Origin of the sequence: Nocardia sp. NPDC019323, assembly GCF_044389845.1 — a bacterium.
GTDB lineage: Bacteria > Actinomycetota > Actinomycetes > Mycobacteriales > Mycobacteriaceae > Nocardia > Nocardia implantans.
Map to the genome: position 1 here is coordinate 115,409 of NZ_JBIRYN010000012.1, position 18,021 is coordinate 133,429.

Here is an 18,021-nt window from a genome sequence, read left to right on the forward strand (position 1 = left end):
AGGCTAGTGTCGAAGCTCGACGAAGTCGTCCCCCGGAAAGCATGGGGATGTGGGCGATCGCCGCCGACAGATTCAGGTGCGCGACCGATCGCGTTCGGTACCGCGGCACTCTCTCACGTAAGCGCGATGTACTTGGTGGACAGGTACTCCTCGATGCCCTCGGTGCCGCCCTCCCGGCCGAAGCCGGACTCCTTGACGCCGCCGAAGGGGGCGGCGGGGTCGGAGATGACGCCGCGGTTGACGCCGACCATGCCGGATTCCAGGCCCTCGGCGATCCGTAGCGCGCGCTCGAGGTCGCGCGTGTAGACGTAGCTGACGAGCCCGAATTCCGTGTCGTTGGCGGCGGCGAGCCCCTCTTCCTCGGTGTCGAAGCCGACGATCGGCGCGACCGGGCCGAAGACCTCCTCGCGCAGGATCCGCGCTTGCGGCGGGACGTCGCGCAGCACGGTGGCCGGGTAGAACCAGCCGGGCCCGTCGGGCGCCTTGCCGCCGATCAGCACCTGCGCGCCCTTCTCGACGGCGTCGTCGACCAACTCGCCGACCGTGCGCAGCTGCTCCTCGTTGATCAGCGGGCCCAGCGTGGTGTCCGGGTCGGCGCCCGGCCCGAGCCGCACGCTGCTCGACATCGCCTCGACCAGTTTGCTGGTGAACTCCTCCAGCACGCTGTTGTGCACGTGGAAGCGGTTGGCGGCGGTGCACGCCTCGCCGCCGTTGCGCAGTTTCGCCAGCATCGCGCCCTGCACCGCGGCGTCGACGTCGGCGTCGGCGAACACCACGAACGGCGCGTTGCCGCCGAGTTCCATCGAGGTGCGCAGCAGCCGGTTCGCGGATTTCTCCACCAGCTTCTTGCCCACCTCGGTGGAACCGGTGAAGGTGAGTTTGCGCAGCCGGGAGTCGTCGAGCAGCGGTTGCGTCACCGCGCCGGAGCGGCTGGAGGTGAGCACCGACAGCACGCCGTCGGGCAGGCCTGCCTCGCTGCACAGCTTGCCGAGCAGCAGCATGGTCAGCGGCGTCGCGGAGGCGGGCTTGACGATCATCGTGCAGCCCGCGGCCAGCGCGGGGCCGATCTTGCGCGTGCCCATGGCGAGCGGGAAGTTCCACGGCGTGATCGCCAGGCACGGGCCGACCGGCTGCTTGTGCACCATGATCCGGCCGGTGCCGGAGGGGGCGTGCAGATAGCGCCCGTGCACCCGGGCGGCCTCCTCGCTGAACCAGCGGAAGAACTCGGCGCCGTAGCGCACCTCGTTGCGGCTCTCCGGCAGCGCCTTGCCCATTTCCAGGGTCATCAGCAGGGCGAACTCCTCCGCGCGGGCGGTGATCTGCTCGAATACCGCGCGCAGGATCTCCCCGCGCTCCCGCGCGGGCGTGGCCGCCCACTCGTCCTGCACCGCCACGGCCGCGTCGAGCGCGCGCAGCGCGTCCTCCGGCGTCGCGTCCGCGACGTTCGCCAATACCTCCCCGGTCGCCGGGTTGTGCACCGGGAAGGTGCCCGCGCCGGTGGCGTCGACGGCCCGCCCTCCGATCCACAACTGCTTCGGTACGGATTCGAGAAGTTCACGTTCGGACACCATGACGCCAGCCTATGCCCGATGGGGGAACAGTTCCGGCGGTCCGGCCGACTCTCCGCGCCCGCAGCCGTGCGCGCGGCGGCGCCTGCTTGTACTCTCGGCGAACGTGAGCAGCGACATCACCGCGACGGCGGCATGGCGGAAACTGCACGATCACCACGGCGCCGTCGCTGGACGACACCTGAGGGAGTTCTTCGCCGACGACCCGGCCAGGGGCAGCGAGCTGACCGTCCAGGTGGCGGACCTGCACATCGACTACAGCAAGCACCGCGTGAACCGCGAAACCCTGCACTTGCTGGTGGAATTGGCGCGCGAGGCGGGCGTGCCGCAGCGGCGCGACGCGATGTTCCCCGGCGAGCACATCAACACCTCGGAGGACCGCGCGGTCGGCCACGTCGCGCTGCGGCTGCCGGAAGGCGAGACCATGATCATCGACGGCATCGACGCGGGCGCCGAGGTGCACGAGGTCTTGCGGCGGATGGGCGAGTTCACCGACGCGCTGCGCTCCGGCGCGTGGCGGGGGGCGACCGGCGAGCGCATCACGACGGTGGTGAACATCGGCATCGGCGGCTCGGATCTGGGGCCGGTCATGGTGCACCAAGCGCTGCGGCACTACGAGGACGCCGGCATCGGCGCCCGATTCGTCTCCAACGTCGATCCCGCCGACCTGGTCGCGAAGCTGGACGGGCTGGACCCGGCCACCACGCTGTTCATCGTCGCGTCCAAGACCTTCTCCACCCTGGAGACGCTCACCAACGCGACCGCGGCCCGGCGCTGGCTGGTCGCCGCGCTCGGCGAGGACGCCGTGGCCAAGCACTTCGTCGCGGTCTCCACCAATGCCGAGCGGGTCGCGGAATTCGGGATCGACACCGAGAACATGTTCGGTTTCTGGGACTGGGTCGGCGGACGCTACTCGGTGGCGTCGGCGATCGGCCTTTCGGTGATGGCGACCATCGGCAAGGAGCGCTTCGCGGAGTTCCTCGCCGGTATGCACGCGGTGGACCGGCACTTCGCCGAGGCGCCGCTGGAGGCGAACGCCCCGGTGCTGCTCGGCCTGCTCGGCGTCTGGTACTCGAACTTCTTCGGCGCGGAATCCCATGCGGTGCTTCCGTATTCGAACGATCTGGCCCGCTTCCCCGCCTACTTGCAGCAGTTGACGATGGAGTCGAACGGGAAGTCGGTCCGCGCCGACGGCACGCCGGTCACCACCTCCACCGGCGAGATCTTCTGGGGCGAACCGGGCACCAACGGCCAGCACGCCTTCTACCAATTGCTGCATCAGGGCACCCGCCTCATCCCGGCGGACTTCATCGGCTTCGCGCAGCCCACCGACGATCTGGCGACCAGCGACGGCACCGGCAGCATGCACGACATCCTGATGAGCAACCTGTTCGCGCAGACCAAGGTGCTCGCGTTCGGCAAGACCGCGCAGGAGATCGCCGCCGAGGGCACCGATCCGGCGATCGTGCCGCACAAGGTGATGCCGGGCAACCGTCCGTCCACCACCATCCTCGCGCCGCGGCTCACGCCGTCGGTGGTCGGTCAGCTGATCGCGCTCTACGAGCACCAGGTGTTCGTGGAGGGCACCATCTGGGGCATCGACAGTTTCGACCAGTGGGGTGTCGAGCTCGGCAAACAGCAGGCGCTCGCTTTGGCGCCGCTGCTCACCTCGGCGGAAGAGCCCGAACCGCAAGACGACTCGTCGACCGACTCGCTGATCCGCTGGTACCGCGCCAACCGCTGATCTCGTTCGCTAGTCCGTCGGACGGTCGCGCTGCGCCTGGTCCAATTGCTGGATGATGTGCGAGGTCGATATCGCGATCAGGATGCCGATGACGCCGAGGTCGAAGGCGACCTGCACCATGGTGGCCACCTTGGCGGCGGTTCCGACCGCGTGCACGTCACCGTAGCCGACCGTGCCCAGCGTGACCATCGTGTAGTAGAGCGCGTCGGTCCGCGTGTGCAGACCCTCGAACTGGCCGGGTGCGCGCAGTTCGAGCACGTAGTAGTAGAGGGCGAAGAACGTCACCACGACGCAGACGACGAGCAGCACGTCGTTGATCCGCCCGACGGTCGCGCGCGGATCCCTGATGTACCGCCGGATCCGCCACCGGGCCAGCCAGATCAGGCCCGCGACGCCGACGACGAACGCGAGCAACGCCGGCACGCCGGACAACCGGCCCAGCGGCACGGCCTGCAGCGGCAGGAAGTAGTAGAACAGCAGAGCGCACACCACGGCGAACAGGTTGTGCAGTGCCCGCGACGCCCTGCCGACCGCGCGATTCTCCGTCATTTTCCCATCATCGGGCCAGGTAGAGCGCATGAGCCACAACACGCGCCGGACGATGCGAAGTTCCCGCCCGCTCGGATGCGGCAGGGACCGGCACGCGAACGGGTGCCCGGATCGCGCCACGGTCGGGAACCTTCACGGACCGGCACTGAGTGGTCTCCGAATTGGCGGAGCACCTCTGCGCGGGCACGCACGGCTTCACCTGAATGGGAACCGAACGTGACCGCGCCGCGCGGACCAGGGTCGCCGCTGCGACCCGTAGTGCTGTGATGCTGGGCCAGTGGCAGCAACCTGTCGCGCCGAGTCTTCGGCTGAACGCATGCCGAGACCCCGGATCGCCGGATTCGGTTGTGCCGGATCGCTCGCTCGCACCGACGCGGTGCGTCGACTGCCCGCCGACGAGACGTCGACCAGCTCGGACGATGTGCGCACGCTAAGAGCTGCTCGGATCGGCGGCCGAGGGCGGGACGGCCACCGTGTGGCTTCCCGCATTCCAGCGCAGCACGAGGTCGGCGCGCTGCCTGGTGGCAGCGACGAGATCGGCGTTGCGCAAGTCGCTGTTGTGCACTTTGTCGTGCGCCAGCGCGGGCGTGCGGCCACCGCGAATGTGGCGGTGCAGCAGGCGCTTCCCGAGCACCTCGCGCGCGGCGTCGAGATACCAGCATTCGTCCAGCAGCGGGCGGACCACCGACCACCGCCGCGTGCCGAAGTCGTCGAGCAGTAGATAGTTGCCTTCGGTGAGGACGATGGACTGCCGGTCGAACACCACTCCCCCGGGCACCGGGGCATCGATGGACCGGTCGAAGGTGGGCCACGGCACCGGCTCGCCCACCGGGGTAGCGCGCAGGCGGCGCAGCCCCGAGACGTAACCGTCGACGTCGAAGGTGTCCGGCTCGCCTTTGCGCGCGAGGCTTTCGGTCGCCCGCAGGACGTCGTTGCTCAGGTGGTAGCCGTCCATGGGTGCGATTTCGGCGACCGCGTCGCCCGCCGCGAGGTTGATCGCGTCCCGCAGCGCGACCGACAACGTGGATTTACCCGCCCCGGGCGGCCCCGCGATGCCGAGCAGATACCTCCCCCGCGCGGCCCGGTCCAGCACCCGCCGGACCAGCCAGCTCAACGGTCTGTCGACGAACTCCGCTGCCACCGCCGTCACACTACCGCCGCCTCATGGCTGCCCGCGATCCATCGTCGTCGCAGCTGGTCGGGGTCGCGCTGGTGATGCTGATCCCCGTCCACAGCGCCGACGGCGCCGGGGAGCACTGCGTCTACGGCGCACGTTCCCCCTGCTCCACCACACGTTCACCTGGCTCGACACCCGCTGAGGGCGCGGCGCCGGGTCTCTTTATCCTGGATGTCTCGCCTCCGGGGACCGCCGCACCTGAACCGGTCCCCGGTAGCTCGAACTCAGACGAACGCACGCTCGATGATCGCGCCGGTGTCGACGCCGGTGGGCAGGGTGCCGTACGCGATGCCCCAGTCGTCGCCGAGCCGGGTGGCGCAGAACGCGTCGGCGACGGCGGGGTGTCCGTGCCGGACCAGTTGCGCGCCTTGCAGCACCAGCGCCATCAGCTCGACGACCCGCCGTGCGCGGTATTCGATGTCGTTGAGATCCGACAGTTCCTTGCCGACCCGGGCGATCGCGTCGTCCAGGCGCGGGTTCTCCCCCTTGGCGAGCGACACTTCGTTGAAGTACGCCTCGACCGTCTCCGGCTGCCGCCCCATGGCGCGCAGCGCGTCCAGCGCGGCGACGTTGCCCGAGCCCTCCCAGATGGACATCAGCGGCGCTTCCCGGTACAGCCGCGGCATTCCGGACTCCTCGGCGTATCCGTTGCCGCCGAAGCATTCCAGCGCCTCGGCCGCGTGCGCGGGCGCGCGCTTGCACACCCAGTACTTCGTCACGGCGAGCGCGATGCGCCGCAGCGCCGCCTCGGCCGGATCGCGGCCCGCGCGATCGGTGGCCCCGGCCAGCCGCATCATCACGGTGGTCGCGGCGTCGGACTCGATCACCAGATCGGCCAGCACGTTGCGCATGGCGGGCTGGTCGATCAGCTCGGCGCCGAAGGCTTTCCGGTGCCGTGCGTGGTGCACCGCGTACACCGCGCCGGCCCGCATGCCGGTCGCGGAGCCGATCACGCAGTCCAGCCTGGTCATGTTCACCATCTCGATGATGGTCTTGACGCCCGCGCCCTCGGCGCCGACCAGCCAGCCCGTGGCGTTCTCGTACTCGATCTCGGAGGAGGCGTTGGACTTGTTGCCCAGCTTGTCCTTCAGCCGCTGGATGCGGATGGGGTTGCGGGCGCCGTCGGGCAGCACGCGGGGCAGCAGGAAACAGGACAGGCCGCCGGGCGCCTGGGCCAGTGTGAGGAACATGTCCGACATCGGCGCGGAGGTGAACCACTTGTGGCCGACGATCCGGTAGGAGCCGTCCGGCTGCGGCGTCGCGGTGGTCGTGTTGGCGCGCACGTCCGAGCCGCCCTGCTTCTCGGTCATCGACATGCCCGCGATGAGCCCGGCCTTGGCGGACGGTTCGCGCAGCCCGAATTCGTAGACGCGCGAGCCCAGCAGCGGTTCGTATTTCGCCGCCAGTTCCCGGTTGTGCCGCAGCGCGGGGACCACCGCGTAGGTCATCGAGATGGGGCACATGTGGCCCGCGTCGGCGGTGCCCCAGGTGTAGAACTTCGCCGCGCGCGCCACGTGCGCGCCGGGCCGGTCCTCCAGCCACGGAGCGCCGTGCAGGCCGTGCTCGACGGCGACGCGCATCAGGTCGTGCCAGTGCGGGTGGAACTCGACCTCATCGATGCGGTGGCCGTAGCGGTCGTGGGTGCGCAGCACCGGCGGGTATTCGTTGGCCAGCCTGCCCCACTCCTGCGCTTGCGCGCCGCCCGCGAGCGCGCCGAGTTCCCGCACTTCGGCTTCGGCCCAGCCCGCCCCTTCGCGGTGCAGGCCCTCCAGCAGGGCCGGATTGCGCGAGACGTCGAAGGGCACGATGTCGGGCACCTGGTTGAAGACTTCATGCGTCTGCATCTGACACTCCTGATTCCTGCCGGGCGTCACCCGGGTTGTCGCGCAGGCCGAGCGCGCGGATCGCGAAAGCGGTGAGTTCGGGGACGACGGCTTCGCCGTGCGGCGCGTCGGCGAGCGGGCCGACCAGCACCTCGCCGATCGCCCCGACCAGCGCGGCGGCGCTGATCCTCGGGTCCTGCGGTGGGAGTTCGCCCCGCGCGATGCCTTCGGCCACCGCCGATTCGAACGTTTCGGCGAACGCGCGGCGGAAGCGCAGGCGTTCGCTGTCCACGGCCGCGTCGACGGGCTCGGCGAGCAGCACGTAGGCCAGGTTCGGGTTCTTCAGAGCGCGGCCGGCGAAGGTCTCCACCGCCGCGGTGACCCGCTCGACGGCCGTTCCCCGCGCGCCCGCCGCGGCCACGGCGGCGACCTCGCGGGCGACCACTTTCCGGAACACCGCGCGCACCAAGGCGGCTTTGCCGTCGAAGTTCTTGTAGACGGTGCCGGTAGCCAAGCCCGCCTCGGCCGCGACCGCAGCCATGGACAGCGCCGCGTAGCCGCCGCGGGAGAGCACCTTGGTCGCGGCCTGCACGATCAGCCCCGCCTGAGCGTCCAGGCGGGCCTGCACGGCGGGTGTTCTCCGGTAGGCCACCCAAGAAGTGAAGCATGAATTCATTTCTTCACACAAGAGGGCTTTTACGGCGTATGTTCGAGCGCGTGACGGTACTCATCGAACGCAACGGCCCCGTGACGACCGTGATCCTGCACCGGCCCGAAGCACGCAACGCGGTGGACGGGCCGACCGCCGCCGCGCTGGCCGACGCCTTCCGTGAGTTCGACGCCGACCCCGAGGCCGCGGTCGCGGTGCTGTGGGGCGACGGCGGCACGTTCTGCGCGGGCGCCGACCTGAAGGCACTCGGCACCGAGCGCTCCAACCGCGCCGCCGAGGACGGGGACGGCCCGATGGGACCGACCAGGATGCGGCTGTCCAAGCCGGTGATCGCCGCGGTCTCCGGCTTCGCGGTGGCCGGAGGGCTCGAGCTCGCGCTGTGGTGCGACCTGCGCGTGGCCGAACAGGACAGCACCTTCGGCGTCTTCTGCCGCCGCTGGGGCGTCCCGCTGATCGATGGCGGCACCGTGCGGCTTCCGCAGATCATCGGCACGGGCCGCGCGATGGACCTGATCCTCACCGGACGCGCGGTCGACGCGGAGGAGGCGTTGCGGATCGGATTGGTCAATCGCGTGGTGCCCAGTGGTGAAGGCCGCCGCGCCGCGGAGGCGCTGGCCGCGGAACTGGCCGCGCTGCCGCAGACCTGCCTGCGCTCGGATCGCATGTCGTTGCTCGAGCAGGAGGGGATGACGGAAGAGTCCGCGCTGCGCAACGAATTCCGTCACGGTCTGACCGCACTGGCCGACGGCGCGCTGGACGGCGCGCAGCGGTTCGCCGCGGGCGCGGGCCGGCACGGCACTCGCGCCTGAGGCCCATGCGCCGGCTGAGCGTCGTCGACGAGATCTTCCTGCGCAGTCACCGTGGGCTCGGCACGCCGATCGCGTTGCAGGGCCTGTGGCGGACGGCCGACCGGGTGGACCCAGCGCTGCTGACGCGGGTGCACGAGGCACTGCGGTCGGGGCCGTTGGGTCGCAGAGTCGTTCGCCCCCGAGTGCCCGGCGCGCGCCGAGCCTGGCGACCGAACGTGCGCGCGTATCCGATCGACCGCGCCGAGGGCATCCTGCCGGTGGCGGAGCTGCTCGACTGGGCCGACGCGCAGGGCGCCGGGCTCGATCCGGAATACGGCCCGGGCTGGCGGCTTTCCACCGCCGCCCTGGACGACGGCGGTTCGATCGTCTCCCTCACCTGCTCGCATGCGCTGGCCGACGGACGCGCGCTGGTGCTCGCGGTGGACGACGCGCTCGGCGGTGCACGGGTGCGTCCGGCGCGGTTCCCCGCCCGGGAATCGGACTGGGCCGACGCCCGTCGCCAGTGGTCGATCGTGCTGCGCGACACCGCGGCGGCGCTGCGGCACGGGATACCGCGGCGACTCGCCGCGCCGAGCCGGGACGAGCAGCCGCGCGCGGCGGGCGACGCCACGCGCAGCGCGATCCTGCAATGCCCGGCCGCCGAGTGGGACCGCGTGGCGGCGCGTGACGGCGGGACGGCCAACAGCCTGTTCATCCACCTCGTGGCGACGGTGCTGCGGGACAGCGGGTTCCGCGGCGAGACGATCGAAGCCAGCCTGCCCGTCGACACCCGCGACGAACCCCGCGTCGACAACGATCTCGCCATGACGCGCATCGCGATCACCCGCTGCGACACCCCGGCGACCATCCGGGCGCTGGCTCGCTCCGCCTACGAGCACCGCATGTCCGCGCCGGGCGGCATGCCCGAAGAACTGCTCCAGGTGATCCCGGACCGCTGGGCCTACGCGCTGTCCAAGGGCGCTGGCGAACGAGACATCCTGTGCTCCAACATCGGGACGCTCCCCGCCTCGCTGCTCGAACTCGGCCCGCACCGCTGCACCGGCGTCGCCGCCCGCGCCATCCATCCCGGGCTCACCACCGCGCGACTGCCCCGCACCCGTCTGTCGGGTTACCTGTGCCGCATCGGCGACGACTACGTGCTGAGCCTGGTCTCCCTGGACCCGAAGCGAATCGAGTCCGCTGATGCGTTGCGCCGGCTGGCGGTGCGCGCGGTACGTTCCGTGGGTCTGCACGCCGATCCGTGGTGAGTCCCGCGGACGCGCACGCCGATGCGCCCCGGTCGCCCCCTGGGCTCACCTCGCCGGGCCGCGGGTATACCCACAGGCGTGCAGCCGATCGCGGCGGGTTCGCGCGACACGCGCAATATTTCGGCGAACAGCCGGGAAATTCGGTGACCTGGTATGAAAATCCGATAGTTTCGCTCGCCCCGCACCGGTGATCAGGACGAATGCCGACGACGACCGCGATCAGTCGCGTCGGCCGACTCGCCGTGTGGCGTGATCAGCTGCGTCGGCCACACCTGCCGATAAAGTCTGCGGCGTACGCCGAATGAAGCCCGTGCCTGCCCCATTCGCCGTGCAAGTCCGTTTCGCGCAGGAAGTTCCGATTCCATCGATACTCGACTGGAGCATGATGAACCGAAAGCATTCGCGCACTCTCGCCGCGCTCATCGCGGTGGCCATGGCCGCTACGGGCGCTTTCGCTGTTTCTGATTCCGTGGCCGGCGCCGCGCCAGGAGAGATCAATGCCGGAGGGCTGCATCTGGTCGCGTCGGCGAACGCCAACAACGTCGCGCCCGCGGGCGACATCGCGCCGGGAGTCCCGTTCGTACACGCGGCGAGAGTGTCCGGCGATTTCTCGGTGACGCTCGACGGCCCCACGGCGCTGCGCGGCGGAGAAATCGCCATCGGTTATCTGGTCGGCTGCGCGGTCGACATCTCCAACGGCATCTCGATCGGCATCTCACCCAGCGTCGGAATCAACGCCGGGATCGCGCCCTCCTTCGGACTGGAGGGATCGCTCACCTTCGACGCGCCCTCCCTGGAGATGAATATGCCCGACAAGCAGATGATGATGCCCTCCCTGCAACTGATCGCGCCGCCGAGCATCTCCGTCGGCGCCGCCGTCGCCATCCAGCCCAGCATCGGCGTCGAGGCGGGCGTCGCCGGCGAACTCGCGGTGAATCTCGCCCCCGGTTCGGTCACGGCGGCGGTGATCGGCGCGGCGGAACTCGACGGGGAATCCGAATTCCCTTACACGTTCGCACACACCAATACCCCGTTGAATATCAGCGGCTGCCTTTCCCCGGCCTCGGCCATGCCTTTCGTCACCGTACGGGCCGATTCGAGAAAGACCACAGCGCAAACGACGGGTTACGGCGCAGCGTTCTGGTTCTGACCGGCGCGCCACGCCCGCTCGGACGGGCGCGAAGCCTCCGGCGACCGTGCGGAACAGCGCGCCTGTCGCCGGACTTCCCCGTGTGCCGTAGTCGTCACCGGGCGGGGACCGCGCGCTCCAGAACGTCCGCGGGGACCGAGACGCCGGGGTCGAGGTCCGCGGAGTCGATCGGGGTTTCCCAGATCTGGCGCAGCGGAAGGACCCCCGCCCACACACCCCCGTTGTCGATGTCCGACGGGTCGTCCTTCGGCCCGCCTGCGCGGACCTTCACCGACGCCTCGAGAAGATCGAGGGCGAGCACCTTCGTGGCGGCGAGTTCCTTCTTGCTCGGAGACCGCACGCGCGACCACGCGCCGGGCGCGGCGTGTTCGACGATCACCCGCAGCCCGTGCAGGCGTTCGTCGTGCTCGGTCACCTCCCGCGCGCGGCCGAGCACGACCGCGGAGCGGTAGTTCATCGAGAAGTGCATGGCCGAACGCGCGTAGACCACGCCGTCCACCAACGTCACCGCCACCGAGATGTCGGCGGCGAGCGCCGCGCGCAGGTTCCCCGCGCCGGTGGAGCCGTGCAGGTAGAGCGTGTCGCCGTCGCGGCCGTATGCGGTCGGCAGCACGACCGGCGCGCCGCCGAGCAGCACGCCCAGGTGGCAGATCAGCCCGGCGTCGAGCACCGCGTCCAAGTCGGCGCGATCGGTCCTTGCGCGATCGGTCAACCGGGTCGGCGTGCTGCGCGGCGTCGGTGAGAGGGGCGCCCGTTGGCTGGCTGTTTCGGTCATGCACCCAGCATCGAGCCGCGAATGGCATTATCAAAGTGCCAATCCGAGTGATTCTCGGCAGTCCATTTCCAGGAGCAGCCGTGCTGGAGGACCTACCCCTCGACCTCGATCGCGACCTGGCGCAACCGCTGTCGGTGCAGATCGCCGACCAACTGCGTCACGCGGCGACCAGCGGGCCGCTGCGCGGCGGCGACCGGCTGCCGTCGACCCGCGCGCTGGCAGGGCGGCTGGGCGTGAGCCGCACCGTGGTCGCCGCCGCCTACGACCAATTGCACGCGGAGGGCTGGCTGCGCGGCAGACGCGGCTCCGGCACCTACCTGACGACCGCGCCGGCCGCCGCGCCCACCCGCCCGGACGCCGTGCACGACACCGGCGCCACGTCAGAGCTGCTGGACCTCGCCCCAGGCGCGCCGTGCGTCGACGCCATCGATCCGGCCGCGTGGCGCCGCGCCTGGCGGGCCGCGGCGGATCACTCCCCCCTCGTGCGCAAGGACCGCGCGGGCGAACCGGAGTTCCGCACGGCCGTCACCGAGCACCTGCTGCGCCACCGCGGGATCGGAGCGGGCAGCGACACCGTGCTGCTCGCTACGGCCGGAACCAGCTCTGCCGTAGGCGAATTGGCCGCCGCGCTGCTGCGGCCCGGCGATGCGGTCGCCATGGAGGACCCGGGTTACCAGCGCGCCGCGGGGGCGTTCGCGGCGGCCGGTCTCGAGGTCGTTCCGGTCCCCGTCGACGCGAACGGTCTGCGCGTCGACTTGCTGCCGCCGCGCATCAAAGCGGTGTATTGCACTCCAGCACATCAGTTTCCGCTCGGCGCGCGGATGCCGGCGGCGCGGCGGGTGGAGCTGGTGGAGCACGCGCGCCGCTGCGGGATCTTCGTCATCGAGGACGACTACGACGGTGAACTGCGCTACGACACCGCGCCGCTGCCGCTGCTGGCCACCATGGCTCCGGACGTCGTCGTCCACTTGGGCACGACCAGCAAGATCCTCTCCCCCAGCCTCGGGGTCGGCTGGCTGCTCGCCGCTCCGGAGATCGCCGCGGCGGTGCTCGACCACCGTGAGCGCACCGGCACCGGTCCGAGCCCGGCGGGTCAGCGCGTGCTGGTCGCCTTCGCCGCGCACGGTGATCTGGCCAGGCACCTGCGCAGGTTGCGCCGCGCGCTGCCACCGCGCCGTGCGCTGGTGGTGACCGAACTGCGCCGCCGCGGCCTCGACGTGCTCGGCGACGACGCCGGGTCGCACGTCGTCGTGCCGGTGGCGTCGGCCGAGGACGAGCGGCGTGTGGTCGCCGAAGGCCCCGCGCACGGCGTCGCGCTCGACGGATTGGCCAGGTATCACCTCGGATCCCGCCGGGACCATTTCGGCGTCGCGCTCGGCTACACCGCGCTGCCGTGGCCGGAACTCGCCGCGGCCGTCCCGAGGGCCGCCGCGTGCCTGGCCCGGCCGTAGCATGGTCGGCATGAGCGGTCAGCCCGGAGTCGGCAGCGCGGCGTTGCCCACGCGGGGTCCCGCACATGCCGGAAACGAAGCATGAGCGAACAGGCCCGGAGCCGGCAGCGCGGTGTGACCACGCACGGGCCCGCTCTGGCCGGAAGGGACGAAGCATGAGCGAACAGGACATCTTGGCGCGGATCAAGGATCTGGTCGACCAGGAGCACCAGCTGCGCTCGCAGGCCACCCACGGCGAGCTGGACCCGAAGACCGAACGCCAGCGCCTGGCGGAACTGGAAGTGATGCTGGATCAGGCCTGGGACCTGCTCCGCCATCGCCGTGCGCGGATCGACCAGGGCCAGTCCCCCGACGCGGCCCAGGCCAATCCGGTCTCGCAGGTCGAGGGTTACCTGCAGTAGGCGCGGCGATGTCGAGCACACCGACCGACTACGACGTCATCGTGATCGGCGGCGGACCGGCGGGGGAGAACGCCGCCGCCTACGCCGTCGCGGGCAGCGACCGCACGGCCGCCATCGTGGAGCGTGAACTCGTCGGCGGCGAATGTTCCTATTGGGCCTGCATCCCGAGCAAAGCGCTGTTGCGGCCGGGCCACGTGCTCGCGGCCGCGCGGGCGATGCCGGGGGTTTCGGCTACCGGCCTCGACGTCGAGGCGGTGCTGCGGCGCCGGGACGCCTTCGTGCACGACCATGACGATTCCTCGCAGGCCGACTGGGCGCGCGCCAACCGCATCGACATCGTGCGCGGCGCCGGACGACTGACCGGCCCCCGTTCGGTGGATGTCGACGGGCGGCAGTTGCGGGCCCGGCACGCCGTGGTGCTGGCCACCGGCACCACCGCCAACGTGCCCGACGTGCCCGGCCTGCGCGTCGCGCTGCCGTGGACTTCCCGCGACGCGACCAATCTGCACGAGGTCCCGCGCCGGGTGGCCGTGGTCGGCGGCGGCGTGGTGGCCGGTGAGGCCGCGACCTGGCTGGCCGCCCTCGGCGCCGAGGTCACCCTGCTGGTGCGCGGCTCGGCGCTGCTGGCCGCGGCCGAGCCCTTCGCGGGCGAGCGAGTGGCGGCGGCGCTGACCGACGCGGGCGTGCGAGTGCGCATGGGCACCGAGCCCACCGCCGTCGAACGCCCGGCCGCGAAGGACACCGGCGAAGGCTGGATCCACGGCGGGCCTGTCACGATCCGGTTGCGCGGCCCCGAGGGCGAGTCGGCGCTGGAGGTCGACGAGATCGTGGTCGCGGCCGGACGCGCGCCCGCCGCGAAAGGGCTCGGACTGGACGCGGTCGGGCTGTCCGACGGTTACGTCGCGGTCGACGACCATCTCACCGCGCGCGATGTCGAAGGCCAGTGGCTGTATGTGGTCGGCGACCTCAACCACCGCGCCGCCCTCACGCATATGGGCAAGTACCAGGGCCGGGTGTGCGGCGACGTGATCGCCGCGCGGGCCGAGGGAAAGCCGCTGGACGACCCGCGTTTCGTCGCGAGCTCCGATCACGGCAAGGTGCCGCAGGTGGTGTTCACCGCGCCCGAGGTCGCCTCGGTCGGCCTGACCGAAGCCGCGGCCAGGGACGCGGGGCACGCGGTCGAGACCGTCGAACTCGATATCGAGGTGGCCGGATCGGCGCTGTCCAGGGACGACTACGCGGGCCACGCGAAGCTGGTGATCGATCGCGACACCGACACGCTGCTCGGCGCCACCTTCGTGGGGCCGGACGTGGGCGAGCAACTGCACGCGGCGACCATCGCGGTGGTCGGCCGGGTACCGCTGTCCACCCTCTGGCACGCCGTGCCAGCATTCCCCGCGGTCAGCGAGTTCTGGCTGCGCCTGTTGGAGGCGCGGCGCGCATAGCTACCATTTGAAAATGGTGGCAACAACGGATATCGCGACCGCCGACGGAGTCGTCCGCGGTCGCCGTGGCCGCCGCGTCTTGCGCTGGCGGTCCATTCCCTACGCGGCTCCTCCGATCGAGGACCTGCGCTTTCGCGCTCCACAGCCGGTCCAACCCTGGTCAGGTGTGCGGGCCGCGACAGACTTCACCTCCGCGGCGATGCAGCACCGCTCCGGAGCGCGGATCGGGGCGCGCGCCTATCAGCCGACCAGCGAGGACGCGCTGACACTGAATGTCACCGCGCCCGCGACGACGGCGTCGAGCCCGCGCCCGGTGCTGGTGTTCATCCACGGCGGCGGCTATCTCATCGGGACATCCGCGCTCGGGCTGTACTCCGGGGCGCGACTGGCGCTGCGCGGCGACGTGGTGGTGGTCTCGCTGAACTACCGGCTCGGCGCGTTCGGCTATGTCGATTTCAGTGAGTTCGGCACCGACGAAGAACCGTTCCACTCCAACCTCGGCCTGCGTGACCAGCTCGCCGCGTTGGAGTGGGTGCGCACCAATATCGCGGCGTTCGGCGGCGATCCCGACAACGTGACGATCTTCGGCGAATCGGCCGGCGCGCACGCCGTGCTGAGCCTGCTCGCCACACCGGCCGCCAAGGGCCTGTTCCATCGAGCCATCGCCCAGAGCCCGCCCGCCGACTGGGCGGTCACCGCGGAGGAGGCCCGCGGTTTCGCGCGCCGCTGTGTGGCCGCGCTGGGCGCCACACCGGACACCGCGCACACCGCGCTGCGCACCGCGGGGGCCAACGACATCCGCCGCGCGGTCGATCGCACCATCGCACAGGTGGTGCGCGAACACCCGGGCGCCTTCCCGGTCTGCCCGGTCGTCGACGGTGCGTTCCTGCCGTTCTCCCCGGTCGACGCGATCGCCGACGGCTCGGCGCACCGGGTGCCGCTGATCATCGGCACGAACCGGGACGAGGGCACGCTGTTCGCCAGGTTCGCCGACGAACTGCCCACCACCGCGGACCGGCTGCGCAAGGCGCTCGGCAACTCCACCGAGGCCGAGTCTCGGATCAAGGCGGCCTATCCCGGCTATCCGCAGCCGAAGGCCGCGGTGCGAGCGGGCGGCGACTACACCTTCTGGCGTCCTTCGGTGACGGTCATGGAAGGTCACAGCAAGCACGCGCCGACCTACGCCTACCGCTACGACTTCGCCCCGCGCGCCTTGCAGCTGGCCGGGATCGGCGCCACGCACGCGACCGACCTCATCCCGGTGTTCGGCGTGACGGACACTCCGATCGGCCGGGCCTTCACGGCCGCGGGCGGCAGGCGCGGCCTGCGGGCGGTCACCGATCAGTTCCAGGACAACTGGCTGGCTTTCGCCCGCACCGGCGCTCCGCTGCCGTCCTGGCCCGCGTACACGGAGGCGCGCAGGTCGACTCTGATCATCGACTACCCCACGCGCGTGGAACACGACCCGGACCGGGAGAAACGACTCGCCTGGCAGGGCGTGCGGGTCCCCACGCTGACCTGAGCGGGGCCGCTACTTCAGCAAGCGCGACATCCGCCGGTCCGCGAGGATCTTGCCGCCGGTCTGACAGGTGGGGCAGTACTGGAAGGACCGCTCGGCGTAGGAGACCTCGCGGACCGTGTCGCCGCAGACCGGGCATGGTTGCCCGGTCCTGGCGTGCACCCGCATGCCGGAGCGCTTCTCGCCCTTGAGGCGGGCCGCGTCCTGGCCGACGGAACGTCCCACCGCGTCGGTGAGCACCGTGCGCATCGCGGTATACAACTCGGCCACCTTGTCGGCCGGAAGCGTTTTGGTGTTCGCGAACGGCGAGATCCGCGCGGTGTGCAGGATCTCGTCGGAGTAGGCGTTGCCGACACCCGCCAGCAGCGACTGGTCCACGAGCGCGGTCTTGATCCGCTGCGAGGTGCCGTGCAGGATGTCGGCGAACTGCGCCTCGGTCACTTCCAGCGCGTCGGGGCCGAGGCGCGCGATACCCGGCACCGCCTTGGGGTCCGTCACCACGTACGCCGCCAGCCGCTTCTTCGTGCCCGCCTCGGTGAGGTCGAACGCCGGCGTCGCCCCTTCGGGGGTGAAGAAGTGCACCCGCAACGCCAGCGGGCTCTTGCCGCCCGGTTTGGGCGGCATCGGGCTCGGGTCATCGATCCAGCGCAGCCATCCGCCTCGCGACAGGTGCGTGACCAGCCACAACCCGTCGCATTCCATGCCGAGGAATTTGCCCCAGCGCCCCGCGCCGGTGACGTCTCGGCCGGACAGGGCGGTGACCGGGGGCTCGAACGTCTTGACCGCGCTCAACGCGGCCACGTCGACGCGGCCGACCACGGCGCCGACCGCATGCTCCCGGAGGAACTGAGCCAACGCCTCCACTTCCGGTAGCTCAGGCACGGGGTTCAGACTACCCAGCCCTACCGACAACCTGCCGGTTCTCCCGCGGCGGCGGGGCGGATCACGCCCCGCGGCGCAGCAGGTAGATGTCCATGATCCACCCCTTCCGCTCGCGCAACTCGGCGCGCCGCCGGACGATCCGCTCCCCCACCTCGGCCAGCGGCCCCTCGATCAACGTCTCGTCCGGCATGCCGAGGTAGGCGCCCCACCAGATGTGCACGTCCGGGTCATCGATCGCGGTGAACGAGCAGTCGCCGTCCAACATCACCAGCGCGTTCTCCGCGCCCATACCCTCCTCGCGCAGGCGGCGGCCGGTGGTGATGCGCACCGGTTCACCGATGCCGTGCAGCACGATGCGGTGGCGTGCGGCCAGGGCCTGCGCGCTGGTAATGCCCGGAACGACCTCGTACTCGAAGCGCACCGCGCCGCGAGCGAGCACCCGCTCGATCATGCGCAGCGTGCTGTCGTAGAGCGCGGGATCACCCCAGACCAGGATGCCGCCGACGCCGTCGGCCGCCGCGAACGCCGATTCCAGCAGCGCCGAGCGGCGATCGTGCCAGTCATCGACCACGTCCAGGTAGTCAGCGGGCGTGCGGTCCCGCGGCGGGTCGGCGATCGGCACGATCCGGTACGGCCGATCCATGTGCTCGGCCAGGATCGCCGTCCGCACGTCGGCCAGTTCCCGTTTGGCCTCCCCCTTGCCGATGACGAAGAACGTCTCGACCTGCCGCATCGCCTTGACCGCCTGCACGGTGACCTGGTCGGGATCGCCGGCGCCGATGCCGATCACGTAGAGCTTGCGCATGGGCTC

Annotated in this window: 16 protein-coding genes; 8 read left to right on the forward strand and 8 right to left on the reverse strand. The window is 70.9% G+C overall.

What is annotated here, in order from left to right; genetic code table 11:
* Positions 1 to 113: 113 nt before the first annotated feature.
* Complete coding sequence (locus ACH49X_RS30770) at positions 114 to 1,571, reverse strand: NAD-dependent succinate-semialdehyde dehydrogenase (protein WP_195078362.1); 1,458 nt, start codon at positions 1,569 to 1,571, stop codon at positions 114 to 116.
* Positions 1,572 to 1,674: 103 nt separating this feature from the next.
* Between ACH49X_RS30770 and pgi the strand changes: the two genes are divergently transcribed.
* Positions 1,675 to 3,312 (forward strand): glucose-6-phosphate isomerase, encoded by a 1,638-nt coding sequence (gene pgi, locus ACH49X_RS30775; protein WP_357208081.1) that lies wholly within the window; start codon positions 1,675 to 1,677, stop codon positions 3,310 to 3,312.
* 9 nt (positions 3,313 to 3,321) lie between these two features.
* On the opposite strand, the gene ACH49X_RS30780 is transcribed toward pgi, so the two are convergent.
* The 4 genes from ACH49X_RS30780 to ACH49X_RS30795 all read right to left on the reverse strand — a co-directional run bounded on the left by ACH49X_RS30780 (position 3,322) and on the right by ACH49X_RS30795 (position 7,513).
* Entirely contained in the window at positions 3,322 to 3,861 is a 540-nt protein-coding gene (locus ACH49X_RS30780; RefSeq protein ID WP_195078360.1) for a potassium channel family protein, read from the reverse strand.
* A gap of 430 nt (positions 3,862 to 4,291) precedes the next feature.
* The gene (locus tag ACH49X_RS30785) at positions 4,292 to 5,002 is read right to left on the reverse strand and encodes a nucleoside/nucleotide kinase family protein (protein ID WP_323124148.1); all 711 of its coding nucleotides are present in this window, start codon (positions 5,000 to 5,002) and stop codon (positions 4,292 to 4,294) included.
* A gap of 260 nt (positions 5,003 to 5,262) precedes the next feature.
* Positions 5,263 to 6,882: an acyl-CoA dehydrogenase family protein gene (locus tag ACH49X_RS30790; RefSeq protein ID WP_195078359.1), complete on the reverse strand. Its 1,620-nt coding sequence runs from the start codon at positions 6,880 to 6,882 to the stop codon at positions 5,263 to 5,265.
* On the reverse strand, positions 6,869 to 7,513 hold the full coding sequence (locus ACH49X_RS30795) for a TetR/AcrR family transcriptional regulator (protein ID WP_195078358.1): 645 nt from the start codon (positions 7,511 to 7,513) through the stop codon (positions 6,869 to 6,871). The genes ACH49X_RS30790 and ACH49X_RS30795 overlap by 14 nt, the downstream gene beginning before the upstream one ends.
* A 53-nt stretch (positions 7,514 to 7,566) precedes the next feature.
* On the opposite strand from ACH49X_RS30795, the gene ACH49X_RS30800 reads away from it, so the two are divergent.
* From ACH49X_RS30800 to ACH49X_RS30810, 3 genes are all read left to right on the forward strand, one after another.
* Positions 7,567 to 8,340, forward strand: a complete 774-nt coding sequence (locus ACH49X_RS30800; RefSeq protein ID WP_397071548.1) for a crotonase/enoyl-CoA hydratase family protein — start codon at positions 7,567 to 7,569, stop codon at positions 8,338 to 8,340.
* Between the two features lie 5 nt (positions 8,341 to 8,345).
* Positions 8,346 to 9,587, forward strand: coding sequence for a hypothetical protein (locus tag ACH49X_RS30805; RefSeq protein WP_357208084.1), 1,242 nt, complete (start codon positions 8,346 to 8,348; stop codon positions 9,585 to 9,587).
* Between the two features lie 385 nt (positions 9,588 to 9,972).
* On the forward strand, positions 9,973 to 10,737 hold the full coding sequence (locus ACH49X_RS30810; RefSeq protein WP_357103886.1) for an MspA family porin: 765 nt from the start codon (positions 9,973 to 9,975) through the stop codon (positions 10,735 to 10,737).
* A 94-nt stretch (positions 10,738 to 10,831) separates the two neighbouring features.
* On the opposite strand, the gene ACH49X_RS30815 is transcribed toward ACH49X_RS30810, so the two are convergent.
* A complete protein-coding gene (locus tag ACH49X_RS30815; protein WP_357103890.1) occupies positions 10,832 to 11,512 on the reverse strand; it encodes a pyridoxamine 5'-phosphate oxidase family protein in 681 nt (226 codons plus the stop codon).
* Positions 11,513 to 11,592: 80 nt separating this feature from the next.
* Between ACH49X_RS30815 and ACH49X_RS30820 the strand changes: the two genes are divergently transcribed.
* The 4 genes from ACH49X_RS30820 to ACH49X_RS30835 all read left to right on the forward strand — a co-directional run bounded on the left by ACH49X_RS30820 (position 11,593) and on the right by ACH49X_RS30835 (position 16,331).
* Positions 11,593 to 12,963 (forward strand): PLP-dependent aminotransferase family protein, encoded by a 1,371-nt coding sequence (locus ACH49X_RS30820; protein WP_357208087.1) that lies wholly within the window; start codon positions 11,593 to 11,595, stop codon positions 12,961 to 12,963.
* Between the two features lie 155 nt (positions 12,964 to 13,118).
* Positions 13,119 to 13,364: a DUF2630 family protein gene (locus ACH49X_RS30825; protein WP_357103896.1), complete on the forward strand. Its 246-nt coding sequence runs from the start codon at positions 13,119 to 13,121 to the stop codon at positions 13,362 to 13,364.
* 8 nt (positions 13,365 to 13,372) lie between these two features.
* The gene (locus tag ACH49X_RS30830) at positions 13,373 to 14,809 is read left to right on the forward strand and encodes an NAD(P)/FAD-dependent oxidoreductase (RefSeq protein ID WP_357208089.1); all 1,437 of its coding nucleotides are present in this window, start codon (positions 13,373 to 13,375) and stop codon (positions 14,807 to 14,809) included.
* A gap of 13 nt (positions 14,810 to 14,822) precedes the next feature.
* Positions 14,823 to 16,331: a carboxylesterase/lipase family protein gene (locus ACH49X_RS30835; RefSeq protein WP_357103901.1), complete on the forward strand. Its 1,509-nt coding sequence runs from the start codon at positions 14,823 to 14,825 to the stop codon at positions 16,329 to 16,331.
* 9 nt (positions 16,332 to 16,340) lie between these two features.
* Here the strand turns inward: ACH49X_RS30835 and ACH49X_RS30840 are convergent, their stop codons facing one another.
* Together ACH49X_RS30840 and cobF are read right to left on the reverse strand one after the other, a co-directional pair.
* On the reverse strand, positions 16,341 to 17,210 hold the full coding sequence (locus tag ACH49X_RS30840; protein ID WP_357208091.1) for a DNA-formamidopyrimidine glycosylase family protein: 870 nt from the start codon (positions 17,208 to 17,210) through the stop codon (positions 16,341 to 16,343).
* Positions 17,211 to 17,271: 61 nt separating this feature from the next.
* Positions 17,272 to 18,015: a precorrin-6A synthase (deacetylating) gene (gene cobF / locus ACH49X_RS30845; protein WP_357208093.1), complete on the reverse strand. Its 744-nt coding sequence runs from the start codon at positions 18,013 to 18,015 to the stop codon at positions 17,272 to 17,274.
* Between the last annotated feature and the right edge of the window lie 6 nt (positions 18,016 to 18,021).

What these genes read in the sequence shown, in the direction of transcription:
- ACH49X_RS30825 (WP_357103896.1), top strand. Translation starts at nt 13,119, where the DNA reads ATGAGCGAACAGGACATCTTGGCGCGGATCAAGGATCTGGTCGACCAG.
- ACH49X_RS30780 (WP_195078360.1), bottom strand. Translation starts at nt 3,861, where the DNA reads ATGACGGAGAATCGCGCGGTCGGCAGGGCGTCGCGGGCACTGCACAAC.
- ACH49X_RS30835 (WP_357103901.1), top strand. Translation starts at nt 14,823, where the DNA reads ATGGTGGCAACAACGGATATCGCGACCGCCGACGGAGTCGTCCGCGGT.
- ACH49X_RS30805 (WP_357208084.1), top strand. Translation starts at nt 8,346, where the DNA reads ATGCGCCGGCTGAGCGTCGTCGACGAGATCTTCCTGCGCAGTCACCGT.
- ACH49X_RS30815 (WP_357103890.1), bottom strand. Translation starts at nt 11,512, where the DNA reads ATGACCGAAACAGCCAGCCAACGGGCGCCCCTCTCACCGACGCCGCGC.
- ACH49X_RS30800 (WP_397071548.1), top strand. Translation starts at nt 7,567, where the DNA reads ATGTTCGAGCGCGTGACGGTACTCATCGAACGCAACGGCCCCGTGACG.
- ACH49X_RS30810 (WP_357103886.1), top strand. Translation starts at nt 9,973, where the DNA reads ATGAACCGAAAGCATTCGCGCACTCTCGCCGCGCTCATCGCGGTGGCC.
- cobF (WP_357208093.1), bottom strand. Translation starts at nt 18,015, where the DNA reads ATGCGCAAGCTCTACGTGATCGGCATCGGCGCCGGCGATCCCGACCAG.
- ACH49X_RS30790 (WP_195078359.1), bottom strand. Translation starts at nt 6,882, where the DNA reads ATGCAGACGCATGAAGTCTTCAACCAGGTGCCCGACATCGTGCCCTTC.
- ACH49X_RS30830 (WP_357208089.1), top strand. Translation starts at nt 13,373, where the DNA reads ATGTCGAGCACACCGACCGACTACGACGTCATCGTGATCGGCGGCGGA.
- ACH49X_RS30770 (WP_195078362.1), bottom strand. Translation starts at nt 1,571, where the DNA reads ATGGTGTCCGAACGTGAACTTCTCGAATCCGTACCGAAGCAGTTGTGG.